Below are 12,659 nucleotides of genomic sequence, written 5' to 3' on the forward strand. Positions count from 1 at the left end.
GATGTATTGAACGGTCAGATTGGTTTCTTTGCATCTAATTTCCTGGCTCCTGATGAGCAATATAAAGTCAGCTTCGATTTCCTGAATGATGAGCTTGGTAAGCTTGGTCTGTCGGCTGATATGACCAAAGATCAATACGCTGAACTGATCCGATCGGTAACAGAAGTGGGCGGCGTCTCGGTTGAAACAGCCAGTAAATTGCTGGAACTTGCGCCAGCATTCTTGAATGTCAAAAACGCTGCAGATCAGTTAAAAGCAAGCGTCAATCAGAACTTACTATCCTTCGCTGGCAACCTTGCACCCGATGAAGTGCTAGGCATTAAATACTCTATGATGAGCGATGCGCTCAGCCAGTTTGGAATATCGGCAGATATCAGCAGAGAGCAGCTAATAGAATACGTTAGAGAGTTTGTTAACTCAGGCGGATTGCTGACTGTCGCTGCTGAAAGTGTGATGAACACGGTTGGCATTACGCTCGATTATCTCAATACAGTTGATCAGCAGAAAGCGAACGTCACTCAGAATACACTCTCTCTTGCCGAAACCTTTGTGCCAGAGGAAGTGGTGAATATCAAATTCGGCATGCTGAGCGGTGTGTTGAGTGAGCTTGGGATAGCCGCCGACACCAGCAAAGAAGAGCTAATCAAGTTATTAAAAGAATTTGTGGCATCTGGCGGACTGTACGGCCCACTTGCTGAAAAGGTAATGCGAGCTGCTGGCTTGCTTGCTGATGCAAATAATACGCTTGATCAGATCAATATGAAGCGCGTCAATGACGCTTATGCGGCGCTGCAACACTCGGTCGATAGTGAGCGCACCCGGCTGACCAATGAATACAATACCGCCCTAGATGGAATCAATACTCAGATTGAGAATGTCACTGATTCGATCAGCAAACTGAAATCATTATCGGATGCACTCAAAAGCACAGTCAATGCTATCCGCCCGATGGAGCGGAGTGAGGCCAAGGCGCAAATTGAAGCAGCGCTTAATACTGCTCGTTCTGGCGGAGGGCTGCCAAATATTGAAGATATCAGCCAAGCTCTGGGTGTACTGAAACAGCAATCTACCTCCGGCTTTACCAGCAGTTTTGATTTTGCGTTCGAGCAGGCTAAGACGGCCAGCATGCTGGGTGAGCTGGGCGTGCTGAGTGACGATCAATTGAGCACAGAAGAACGATCGCTCAATGCGCTGAAAGAATCCAAAAAGTCACTTGAGGATGGTTTTGCGGCAGAGATGGGACGGCTGGACAAGATTCTGGAAGATGCCCAGACGCAGATTGGCTTGCTGACCGGAATCGAAACAAATACCAAAACTATTGCTGACGCGCTTGCTAGTCTCCGTGTGGCGATTTCAAATGCTGGGGCAGGTGGTAGCATCGGCGGCTTCTCTGGTGTGAGCAATGCTGATATCCGGGCTTTTGTCGCAGCGAATCCTGATCCAATGGTTCAATACCGTGCGGCAATAGCCAATGATGTAAGTGCTTTGGAGTATTCTAAAGCTACTGGCACTCCCGTATCTGAAATAAATAAATTTACAGCCAGTAATGGTCTAGCTCCTCTGGCACGTGGATTTGATCAAAAAGATGTTAATGATTATTTCAAGAACTACAAATCAACTGATTTTACTCAGGTGGCCAAAGATGCTTTTCAATTCGGTGCAACTTCGACTGAAATTTCTAAAGCCACAGGCAAAAGTATCGCGGAGATTGATGCGTACACTCAATCATTAGGTCTCGGTAAACTTAGTAAATATTCAGATGGTGGTTATACTGGGCAGGGCGGTAAGTTCCAGCCAACTGGTATTGTTCATGCCGGTGAATATGTATTTAGCCAGGAAGCTGTAAACAATCTTGGTCTGCACACGCTTGAGCAATTGCACGAATCCGCTAAACGAGGCGAGCCGGAAGGTTATACGGCCGGCGGTTTAGTCGGGTCCGGCAAGCAGATCATGGGTAGCAATGTGATTAATGCGATGAATCGATTTGCTGACTTATCAACTGAACGCCATGCGTTAAGTGATGCATCAATCATCCATGATCATGGTGATTTGAGAAACAAGCAGGAATTCACCAAGGAATTTGAGAAAGAGCAAAAATCAATCTCAAAAATTGAGGAAACAGCCAATGCACTGAATTCGTTAAATGATACGAATAGCATAAGCAATATCGATAATGTTATTAATGCTAAGCGCATTTTTGAGAACAGAGCGGTATCAAGCGAAGTTAGACGCGATCTTCTCAATCAAGCCAATATTACATCGATTATTGATAAAAACACTCTAACTTCAGCGCGATCTTTTGATCAGTTTCGCGGCTTTGCAAGTGGAGGCTATACCGGCAATGCTGGCACAGATAAGCCGGTCGGTATTGTGCATGGTCGAGAATATGTGTTTTCTGCCCCAGCGGTAGACAACATCGGTCTTGATACGCTGGAGAAGCTGCATAAGGCAGGCAAAGATGGTAAGCCATCTGGCTTTGCTGAGGGTGGCTTTATCGGTGAGGATATTGGTCCAGCTCCGATTGCTGAAACCAGCATTCTTATAAAAACCAATAATAATCAATCTGGAACGCAGAGTCAGGAAGATGTGGTCGCGGAATTGCGCTTATTGCGTGAAGTGCTGCACGAAGAGATAAAGCAGGTGCGTGAATACACCAGGCGCACGTCTAACAAGCTAGATGCTGTTACACAGGGCGGCACGGCACTCAGGACGAAAACAGCATGAAAGCATTTCTCCCGATTGACATCACCGATGCGCGCTTTGTCAGCAGTACTATTGCTGAACCGTATGCTGGGGAACCAACCTGGAATTCCGGTGCTACCTACGCGCAAGATGCTGAGGTCAGCGTCGTCACCACGGATAGTCATCTTGTATACAAATCGCTTGTATCCAGCAATCTCAATAACCCACCAGCGACCTCAACAGATAAATGGTTTCTCAAGGGCTACACGAACCGGTTCAGGATGTTCGATTGGAATCAAGGCAGCCCGAGCAAAGGAGCGTCCCCACTTACAGTTACCATTAAACCTGGTCAACGCATTAATGCTGTAATGCTGGAGGGGATTAAAGCAGCAACTGCAGCGATTACTGTGAAAAATGGTGTTGGCGGGCCGACAGTGCTAACGATTAATAAAGACCTGCTGAACCGCCACGCTACCACGCCATACGAATGGTGCTTCTCACCTTTCATCTACGACAAGGTAACAGCCACTTTCGATGTGCCTCCAGTAGGTGATCCAGTCATTACGGTTACGTTAACCGATCCATCCGGCACGTGCGAGCTATCACGATTCGCAGTAGGCCAGGCAATCTATCTGGGCGAGATTGAATGGAATCCAGTGTCGGATGCTGAAAACTACAGTGAAATTACCTGGGACAGTTTCGGTAAAGCAACGCTCACACCAGTGCCAAGCCAGCCACTCATAGAACTTGAACTGGCAACAGAAGCTAACCGGGTAAACACAGTGAGGCAATTCCGTGAACAGGCGAATGCCAAAGCCGTGGTCTGGTCCGGACTGGATAACCTGGACCATGTCTACGCTGAGCCACTCGTCCTGATCGGCGTTTACCAGCGATTCCCAATCGACCTGAGCAATATCAAGCAAGCGAAAATCAACCTAACATTGAAGGGTATTTGATGGCTATCACTCCACTAAGCACGCCACTGCCGAACACATCCAATATGACTGAAGCTCAGTTTAATGCGGCCATGAATACGTTTTTCTCAGAGCTGGCAACCTTTGGCGCACAGATTAATGAAGCTATCGAAGCGATGAACCTGAATGCGGTCACCGGTACCAGCGCATCCAGCATAGCTATTGGTACTGGCAGCAAATCATTGACTGCCAGCACAGGTAAAAGCTGGGTTGGTGGCATGTTCATAGCTATTGCAGACACGGCTGCACCTTCTACTAATGTGATGTATGGCATCGTCACCAGTTACAACTCATCTACAGGCGCTCTGGTAGTCAATGTCACCTACACGGTAGGCAGTGGTACCAAGGCTTCCTGGACGATTAGCCAATCCAGTCCGACAAACATTTCCGGCAGCATGGTATTGCTCTCATCGGTAACTGCATCAGCATCCGCCACAGTTGACCTGGAAACCACTTTTAACAGCACCTACGATGAGTACATGATACTTGGCACAGCCATCGTGCCGGCATCTCCCGGGCAGAATCTCAATTGTCGCATGAAGCTTGGCGGGTCTTATCAGACGACCGGTTACCGATACCACAACACAATGCCAAGCGATGGCTCCAATTTATATGGCGCCAGCGCCAGTGCCTCAGCGGCAATAATATCTATAGGTGAAGGCGTGGGCGCGAACCTTGATTTCACGATGCATGTCAGAAATGTGACCAATGCAATAATCAGGAAATTACTGCACTTTCATGGCGCGTATATGCTGAACTCTGGCCCGTCTTTATCGTTGATATCTGGAGCAGGAACAAACGACAACACAGGGGCATTGACCGGCATCCGGTTCATGATGAGTAGCGGCAATATAGCCAGCGGTACATTCCGACTTTACGGTATTAGGAAACAATAACAACACTACGGGGGCAATTATGAGCATAAAAGAGTTGATCAAGAAAAATCTAAACAAAGGCAAGGAAGCTATTACGGATGAAGAAAAAGTGCCTTACAACGAGGAAATTGACGAGATATCGAAAGTTAATCCGTGGGTGCTGTGGCTTGGTGGCTGGGTAATATTTGTTATTGGTGGCGTGATCGGTTTCGCAGCATGCAAACTCTTCTAAGGGAGGAGCAATGCAAGAGAACGATCCAACGAACTGGGGTGCGGCTACGTGGGCACTTGCCATAGGAATGTCATTATTGGGCGGACTGGTTAGCTGGTATTCGCGTATCAAGGCAGGACATCCGATGGTATTTAACTTTGTTGAATTTCTAGGAGAGAGTGTAACGAGCGCATTTGTTGGGCTCATGTCATTCATGATCCTGGATTCCTTTGGCTACCCATGGGGAATATGTGCGGCAGCTGCAGGCATATCCGGCAACATGGCCCCTAAATTATTAGGCATGGTTAAGCAGATGATTGAGGATAGGTTTAATTACATAAATGGAGGTAGTAAAAGATGAATATAAATTTCAAGGATGTTTTTGTTCACATGGGCGCATCGCTGTTAATGATGGCTGTATTGCTGGCATTGCCGCATCAGATCGGCATTACTCTGACTGTGGTTGCTTTCTGGTATGGGTGGGAGCTTGCGCAACGTATTACCAAGGATCCGGAAAGTCGCGGCGTTCTCTACTGGTTTAATTTTCTGAGATGGGGAGATCAGTCAAAGGCTGAGTTTGTGGCGCCCGCTATGGTTGCGATTTTGGTACTCATCATCTACGTGATCATTACGGTGTGAGGCAGGGCATATGTGGAGTTATTACGAAATTGTAATGCTCGCGCTAACCATTTGGCGTGAGGCGAGGGGGGAGTCGCGTGATGCAAAAATTGCTGTCGCTCATACCATCGTTAACCGGGTGAACAACCCGGGCTGGTGGGGCACTGACATCATTAGCGTGCTCACCAAAAAATGGCAGTATTCGAGCATGACTGATCCCAATGATAGGCAACTTACCAATTGGCCTAAAACCGGTGATCCAGTATTTTCCGAGTGCCTCGAAATAGCCAGATCGGTAGTCGATGGATCGCACAAATCACCACTCAGGGGTATCGATTCATACTATGACGACTCTCTTAAAGGTAATGCCATTCCAAAGTGGGCCAAAGAAAATCCTGACCGGCTCGTCGGGAAAATAGGAAGGCTGAATTTTTACAATCTTGACAAAGACGTGGAGCGATAAAATGTGGCAGTTATTATTTCCGGCAATAACACCAATCATTAATAAAATCCTTGATCTGATACCGAATGAGAATGAGCGAGCCAGGGCAAGAGAGCAACTAGAAGGCGATCTAAAGAAAGCTATCAACCAAGCAGCTGCCGATCAGCGTGAGATTAATAAAATTGAGGCGGCTAGTTCCTCAGTCTTTGTTGCTGGCTGGCGACCCGCTTTGGGCTGGTGCTGCGTATTAGGATGCTTTTGGGCTTTCATTGGTCAGCCCTTCATGCTTTGGATTGTGCAGGCATTTGAATTACCGTTTAAGACTCTGCCGGATATTCATACTGACTACCTACTAGAATTGGTATTGGCTATGCTAGGGTTGAGCGGGGTTAGGATGGTCGAGAAGATCAAGGGTGTTGCTAAGTAGCGTGATAATACTCACTCGAACCCGGCAGGGCTCACATTGTTTCAGACAAAGCCAGCGTATTACATCCCGCTGGCTTTTGTTTTATTTCTCAATACTGTCGATCAGCCCAGCTTTAATCATAAATAATTCATACATTGCAGGATGCATTATACTTTCCCCTGATTCCCACTGCTGCCACGATCTCATAGAGCAGTATATTAATTCCCCTGCATCGGCCTGAGTTAGACCCGCTGCAATCCTGGCATGTTTTATTTGCTCAGGAGTTGGATTGCTGGCAGAGGTTCTGTTTTTATCGGGGTTGGAGTCAACCATTTAGCTTCCCATACCTATAAAAATTTTGTACTAGTTCAATTATTCAGTATTACCATCAAACTCAAAACCACAACGTTAAGAGCCACCTTCTAGCCTTGGTTTCGACGGCATATATGGTTTTGGCTCTTCTAGACGGGGATTTTTTGGAAATGATTTATTCTCATATTGAGGCTCACTGAGCGGAGCATCCAGTGGGAATCCATTACTACCATCACTGCTATCATGAACATGGCTGTAGGGGGTTGAATTATCCGGATCCGGATCTGGAGTAGGAACAACCCCTATATCATCTTTATGAGGGTGCGTAGCATCCTCGTCCATTGCCAAAGCAGAAGTTGAAAATGTAAGAACTACCATTGACGCAATTAGATTAAGAATCTTCATGATTTACTCCATTAAATCGCGGCAATTTTTGTCAACTCGCCTTCCTTCTATTTTCACAATATGTAGAGAAGCCAGAGCTTGATTTTCTTCTAAACAATGTCGATCGCATTGTTATCAAGTCGGAAAGTAGCTGATCATATTCATTCTTGAGAGTTTTATAGCACTCACAAACCTCGGTCTCCAGGCGCGGTCTATCCAGCACTTTGATGTGACCTCGCGAGTAATGGATGATGTTCTTGCGTTGCAATTTACCGGCCGCCTCAGTAATGCCTTCGCGGCGGACACCAAGCATATTGGCAATCATTTCTTGCGTCATTGTCAACTCATTTGATGGCACGCGGTCAAGGTATAATAGCAACAGACGGCAGAGTTGCTGTTCCACCGAATGATGTTGATTGCACACTGCCGTCTGTGCGATCTGCGTGAGCAGTGCCTGAGAATAACGCAGCATATGATGCTGCATAGGCATAACATGATTGAATTCCTGTTTCAGCAGATTTTCCTTTAATCGGTAGGCATAACCAGTGCCCTGCACCACGGCAACATTTGACATGGTATTTCTTCCCATAAAGTGGGACAGACCGATTACTCCCTCATTGCCGATTATAGCGATTTTTGTTGATTTCCCATCTTTCGTGTAATTGAGTAGAGACACGACCGAGGTAGTAGGGAAGTATACATAATTCAGTTCAAGGTCTGGCCCCCACAACATCTCACCCATCTGCATCGGGACCAATTCTAGATGAGGATGTAGTTGTTCCAATTCATCTATAGGCAAGGCAGCGAGGAGATAGTTCTGGTGTAGACTATGGAAAATCGGTGAATAAGCAGTAGACATAGGGAGTCTCCTTTTAAGCTAAAACTGAGTTTAAGCTTAATTTGAATGCATATAAAAAGATGATTATTGAGCCGGCTGAGCTAGGTGAGGTTTTAAATACCAGATTATATTTAAAACTATAAACTTATCGAGTGAGTGCAGCTATACTGGGCAGTAACTTAATAAGAGATTAGATTTAGACAGAATCAATAAATTTTGTTGTATTGATAGAATATAGAAAACTGTTGAATAAAAATATACGTGCTTGCACGTATATTTAACTTTTGTTGATCCACAAACAAGATTTTTTTACCTAAAATCATTTCCACAAAAAATCTTAGAGCTGCTACTAAAAGTATCGGTGATTTTTTGCTATTTGAAGCTGACCAAAATGCTAACCAAGCTATGCAAAAAATGTGGCTAAATCCGTTCCGCAAAATAAAATAGACCCGCATGAATAAAGGCTCTCAAAGACGTCTCTTTGCTATCTTCGCGGAACAAAAAATACTGTTAAGTATTTGATAAATAATGATAATGAGCTGGACTCAAAATCCCGCGATGGTAACATCATGGGGGTTCGATTCCCCCTCCCGCACCACATAAGCATTTCAAATAGTATCTTATAGCATCAAATCTCTCTCATCCCTCTAATTTACTAGCTTTCAGCAAGATCGATATTTTCATATAGCATCACAAGATATATATCTGTACATACAATTTGATGTTACTTTTTGATATCAGTAGAGAGATGCCATCAATGTTTACAGATATCGCGATACGTAATGCTCAAGCAAGAGATAAGCCATATAAACTAACTGATAGCGGCGGTTTATATTTGCTGGTGAACTCCGTCGGGAAGTATTGGCGCATGAACTCCCGATATGCAGGTAAGCAAAAAACTTTAGCTATTGGTGCTTATCCAGCTATTACCCTATCTGCTGCGCGTAAGAAAAGAGACGAAGCGCGAAATTTGCTTATTAAAGATATTGACCCGGTGATGGTGCAAGCCGTAAACAAGCAAGCCAAGAATCATGCTCACGAAAACACATTCCAGGTTATAGCACTTGAATGGCATATTAAGCAATTAACTAATTGGGCAGAATCAACCTTAGAGAATATAAAGTGATGTCTAGAAGAAGATATATATTTCCCTGGCTAGATAACAGCCCAACCAAGGGTATCTAACACACCTGAATTGCTCTTGCTGTGTTACGCAAGATAAAAAACCGTGGAGCACACGAGAAAATGCAATGAGCAAGGGAGAATATGTCGGCCGAGTATTTAAACAAACCGGGCGTGCTGAACGTGATCCTGGTAACGATTTGAGGGAGCATTAACGCCAGTTAAAGCAAAGCATCATGCCTGCATTACTGCCCCTAAAGTTATTGGTGAATTGCTACGCTTAATCAATGGGTTGGTTGGTTCATGCATCACTAAATGCGCGTTACAGCTTGCCCCATTGGTATTCGACAGAGATAGCCCGCACTAACGGGCATCATCTGTATATTTATATATTTTCTTTTTAATCTTATTTTTTAGCTTCTTATTTCTTAACAGTTGTTGCACTGGTTTTGGTGCTACTAGTGTTTTATCGCACTGCGGATCAATAACAAAGCTGGTTTGGTCAAATTTACGCCATGCACCAGTACCAGCGCCATCAACCACAAGTATTGAGATGATGCCAAAGTCAATAAACATACCAAGCAAGGTGGTGGCGTCGAATGATTTTGAGGCTGGAATAGAAGCAGGCATACAGCCTTCCTTGCGTGCAGTAATCACGTATTCTTTTTTTTTCTTAAAGGTTGTGATGCCATTACCGCGTCCAATAAAGGCTTCATTCACATAGAGATCAACGTCTGGCTGATTGCTTCGTATTGCTACTTGCTGCGATATGCCATGGAATATGGAAGCACAGCCTGATAACAATGTAATTGTGGCTAACAACGATATAGCTTTTTTCATTGGTTCCCCTTCCAAAAGCTAATAAAAACCCGTACCAGATAGGTTATCGAGAACTATATTTCTGCCCAAATGCGATATAATATTGCGTCTTCTCACATCAAATCAGACAATGCCTTCAATACATATAATTTTATTAAGTCCTTTATTTCATCAAGGGATCGGATAATTTACTCCTCTTTCTTCTCCTTTGTTGCCTCTTTTTGATGAGTGGGGCAACGTCAATCTGTACAGCTTTTATTTTCAACGCCGTAATCAGTCCAAATTTTTGCACGTGCGAGTTATAAAAACGGTTTTGTAAATGGTAGGGTAAGGCTATTTCAATCTCTACAGATTTTAAATGTATGAGCCGCGGCTTACTCTTTCTACACTAAATGTTTCTAAAGAAAGTAATTTATCGGTATTGATAAGAAATAACCCTAAAGCAGAGTATATATTGGTTAAAAAACGCTAGGATTTCGTTAGAACGCTTATTACTTGGTGGGAATGGATTTTAATGAATCTCGCCCTTTTTTATTCTAAAGTTTCAGAAATAAGAGCCGTTAAAAATATTTCATGATGTAGTGCTCGTCATGAAGTTCATATTATTGTATGCCTCCCCCCATCGGATCTATTAGCTGTGGTTCGGTGGGGTTTTGTTATGCGCTCCCTTGGACAAACCGACAATTTACAGCGGCAAGCCATAAAGCGACTTTCTGTGTATTGAAAAATAAATCATGGTGCAAATATAAAATAGGTGGCACGCGTTATTTATCTGTTTATGTATAAATTGGATACACCAAAATCAAGTTTTTTCATGTGGCGTGAATGATTGGCTTTTTTGATGCTGCTGGCGGGTATTGCTGTGATGGTTTTCATTTTGCATTCTCCATCAATAATCATTAACAAATATTTTTTAATACCCAGTAAAAAATTTGATGGTATTTTTTTTCGAAATTGAAAAATAAAAATCATTATGTACTAATAATATAGTGATGCTTTGCGGTCACCTTTCCCACCGAAAAGTTTTGACATATGAGCGATCGATATGCAAGCAAGCGCTAAATGCTCTAACTATCGGTGTTTGGCCAGCCGTTACTCTCCCCACTGCATGCAAAAAAGAGATAAAGCATGGGATGTGCTGGTTAGGGACGTTGACCCAGCGCCAGTCAAAGTTATCAAATAAGAAAGCTAAGCAACACGGCTTATCTGCTTGGTTTTCGTGCGGACAGGTGAACTACGTCAAGCAGAATTGACAGAAACCGGTTTTGATAAGGAAGAATGGCGCATACCCGGCTATAAAATGAAGATGAAAGAACAGCACATTATTCCTTATCACACGTCAAGTAATTGGGATAAATAGCCGGGCACGGTTTCCACAGTATAGATTCAAACCTGCTTCATGAGCATGGCTGGCATATGAAACCATGGAGCGACAGCCGGCACAAAAGTGATAAGCTTTCATAAAGCCTAGTTTACATCAGACCAAGAAGTGAAGCTTGTTGCCAACTGTATATCAATAGCAAAGCTTGTTGCCAATTATACATCAATAACTGATAATATTAGTTACGTCCAGCAGCCAGTATCATGTCCGGCGATCTTCCTTCATGACATTCTGCCACTTAATCAAAACGGTACTGTATTTTCCAGGATGTTTAACATTCTGAGATGCTCGCGCTATCAACTCTGTGTGATCGAATAGGCAGACGATTGGGAGTAGCTGGCTTAACGCTTTCACGAATAATGCACACATCATGGCAGTAGAATGAGGTTTCAAGAAAGCCGATCAATGGATTAGCGAGTGCTGCGATGTGCGCGTTGATTATCGATTATTATTTGGTGAAACCCTTCAGGTCGATGCTGTAGCATTATGACTGATACGGATAATACTGTAGTAAAACAACAGCCTGGTATTATGATAACTGGTTCAGCAAGCAATGATTCATCGATTCATCATCAGTAATTATTATGGATGAAATAGCGCTGGTTTTGTTATGTAAGCGACCTGCATTAGGGTTTGGCAAGCAGCGTCTGGCAGCGAGCATAGGCATAGAAAGAGCACATCAGATCGGACAAGCACTTCTGGCTTGTGCACTGGAAGATGCGAAGAATTGGAATAATCTGGTAGTGATTGCGCCCGCATCGGAGGAGGATCACGATTGGGCAACAACCTTGTTGCCATCATCCATGACAGTATGGATACAACCCCAAGCAATTGGTAACCTTGGCCAGCGCCTCAGTGAGCTCGATTGCAAATTACGTAATAAGGGATTGAAGCAGTTAGTTTATATTGGTAGCGATGCGCCATTACTGACAAAAAATGATTATACAGATTGCCGTACTGCCTTGCAGCATCATGATGCGGTGCTGGTACCAGCAACAAATGGGGGTATTGCATTGATGGCTAATTGTACCCCTTGGCCAGTACTGACTGATCTCCCGTGGAGCACTGATAAATTAAGTAAGGCACTAATAGATTGTTGCCGAAGGGCAGGGCAGTCTATTGCGATAATGGAGCAACGTTCTGATATAGATAAGCTAGAAGATTGCTTGAAGTTAATTACACAATTACAACATGACGTGCGATCAGCGCGGCGCCAGCTTCGCGCACTTGTGTGTGCCATTGCTTATACTTTAAAAATTCGTCATGCTCGGTTCTAATGCGAATTAAGAGCTGAAATAGAAGCCAGTCCATTAATAACGTTAAACTATTGAGGAAGATATCACCCAACCTCAATCAATCACAGTAACCCATGAGCTGGCAAAATCGATTAATAATGATTTATCTCTATGTTTGCAAGCATTATCAGCAAAATCTTTGGGTTCATAGCCAAAGAATGAGCCATTACTCAGATTTAAGTTTTAGCGACGAAGAAGTCATTATCCTCTTCCTGTTCGGTGTAATGGACAAGCATAGAGAGATCAAAGGTATTTATGAGTATGCGGATCGCCACTTACGCGATTGGTTTGCACGACTTC

General features: G+C 44.0%; 15 protein-coding genes and 1 tRNA gene. 12 read left to right on the forward strand and 4 right to left on the reverse strand.

What is annotated here, in order from left to right; all coding sequences use genetic code 11:
* The 8 genes from BM283_RS18985 to BM283_RS15275 all read left to right on the forward strand — a co-directional run.
* Positions 1–2,724: hypothetical protein (locus BM283_RS18985; protein ID WP_090694612.1), on the forward strand; the 2,724-nt coding region annotated here is incomplete at its 5' end.
* Positions 2,721–3,638 (forward strand): hypothetical protein, encoded by a 918-nt coding sequence (locus BM283_RS15245; protein WP_090694613.1) that lies wholly within the window; start codon positions 2,721–2,723, stop codon positions 3,636–3,638. The genes BM283_RS18985 and BM283_RS15245, both read left to right, overlap by 4 nt.
* Positions 3,638–4,552: a hypothetical protein gene (locus BM283_RS15250; RefSeq protein WP_090694616.1), complete on the forward strand. Its 915-nt coding sequence runs from the start codon at positions 3,638–3,640 to the stop codon at positions 4,550–4,552. Before BM283_RS15245 ends, BM283_RS15250 begins: the two co-directional genes overlap by 1 nt.
* A gap of 19 nt (positions 4,553–4,571) precedes the next feature.
* Positions 4,572–4,763 carry a hypothetical protein gene (locus BM283_RS15255; protein ID WP_090694617.1) on the forward strand — a complete coding sequence of 64 codons (192 nt, stop codon included), beginning with the start codon at positions 4,572–4,574 and terminating at the stop codon, positions 4,761–4,763.
* Positions 4,764–4,773: 10 nt separating this feature from the next.
* Positions 4,774–5,103, forward strand: a complete 330-nt coding sequence (locus BM283_RS15260; protein ID WP_090694620.1) for a phage holin family protein — start codon at positions 4,774–4,776, stop codon at positions 5,101–5,103.
* A complete protein-coding gene (locus BM283_RS15265) occupies positions 5,100–5,381 on the forward strand; it encodes a hypothetical protein (protein WP_090694622.1) in 282 nt (93 codons plus the stop codon). The genes BM283_RS15260 and BM283_RS15265 overlap by 4 nt, the downstream gene beginning before the upstream one ends.
* A 10-nt stretch (positions 5,382–5,391) precedes the next feature.
* Positions 5,392–5,823 carry a cell wall hydrolase gene (locus tag BM283_RS15270; RefSeq protein ID WP_090694625.1) on the forward strand — a complete coding sequence of 144 codons (432 nt, stop codon included), beginning with the start codon at positions 5,392–5,394 and terminating at the stop codon, positions 5,821–5,823.
* A gap of 1 nt (position 5,824) precedes the next feature.
* A complete protein-coding gene (locus BM283_RS15275; protein ID WP_090694626.1) occupies positions 5,825–6,229 on the forward strand; it encodes a 3TM-type holin in 405 nt (134 codons plus the stop codon).
* An 81-nt stretch (positions 6,230–6,310) separates the two neighbouring features.
* On the opposite strand, the gene BM283_RS15280 is transcribed toward BM283_RS15275, so the two are convergent.
* The 3 genes from BM283_RS15280 to BM283_RS15290 all read right to left on the reverse strand — a co-directional run bounded on the left by BM283_RS15280 (position 6,311) and on the right by BM283_RS15290 (position 7,763).
* Positions 6,311–6,541, reverse strand: coding sequence for a helix-turn-helix domain-containing protein (locus tag BM283_RS15280; RefSeq protein WP_090694629.1), 231 nt, complete (start codon positions 6,539–6,541; stop codon positions 6,311–6,313).
* A 75-nt stretch (positions 6,542–6,616) separates the two neighbouring features.
* Positions 6,617–6,925: a hypothetical protein gene (locus BM283_RS15285; RefSeq protein ID WP_090694630.1), complete on the reverse strand. Its 309-nt coding sequence runs from the start codon at positions 6,923–6,925 to the stop codon at positions 6,617–6,619.
* A 31-nt stretch (positions 6,926–6,956) separates the two neighbouring features.
* Positions 6,957–7,763 (reverse strand): Crp/Fnr family transcriptional regulator, encoded by an 807-nt coding sequence (locus tag BM283_RS15290; protein WP_090694633.1) that lies wholly within the window; start codon positions 7,761–7,763, stop codon positions 6,957–6,959.
* A gap of 471 nt (positions 7,764–8,234) precedes the next feature.
* On the opposite strand from BM283_RS15290, the gene BM283_RS18990 reads away from it, so the two are divergent.
* Both BM283_RS18990 and BM283_RS15300 read left to right on the forward strand, forming a co-directional pair.
* Positions 8,235–8,340: transfer RNA gene (locus BM283_RS18990), tRNA-Leu, on the forward strand.
* Positions 8,341–8,499: 159 nt separating this feature from the next.
* Complete coding sequence (locus BM283_RS15300; protein ID WP_175492174.1) at positions 8,500–8,868, forward strand: Arm DNA-binding domain-containing protein; 369 nt, start codon at positions 8,500–8,502, stop codon at positions 8,866–8,868.
* Positions 8,869–9,227: 359 nt separating this feature from the next.
* Here the strand turns inward: BM283_RS15300 and BM283_RS15305 are convergent, their stop codons facing one another.
* The gene (locus BM283_RS15305; protein ID WP_217646552.1) at positions 9,228–9,704 is read right to left on the reverse strand and encodes a hypothetical protein; all 477 of its coding nucleotides are present in this window, start codon (positions 9,702–9,704) and stop codon (positions 9,228–9,230) included.
* 1,198 nt (positions 9,705–10,902) lie between these two features.
* Between BM283_RS15305 and BM283_RS18995 the strand changes: the two genes are divergently transcribed.
* Both BM283_RS18995 and BM283_RS15315 read left to right on the forward strand, forming a co-directional pair.
* Entirely contained in the window at positions 10,903–11,043 is a 141-nt protein-coding gene (locus BM283_RS18995; protein ID WP_175492175.1) for a hypothetical protein, read from the forward strand.
* A 605-nt stretch (positions 11,044–11,648) separates the two neighbouring features.
* Entirely contained in the window at positions 11,649–12,341 is a 693-nt protein-coding gene (locus BM283_RS15315; protein WP_090694640.1) for a DUF2064 domain-containing protein, read from the forward strand.
* Positions 12,342–12,659: the final 318 nt, after the last annotated feature.

This window comes from Nitrosomonas sp. Nm34 (assembly GCF_900113925.1).
Classification (GTDB): domain Bacteria; phylum Pseudomonadota; class Gammaproteobacteria; order Burkholderiales; family Nitrosomonadaceae; genus Nitrosomonas.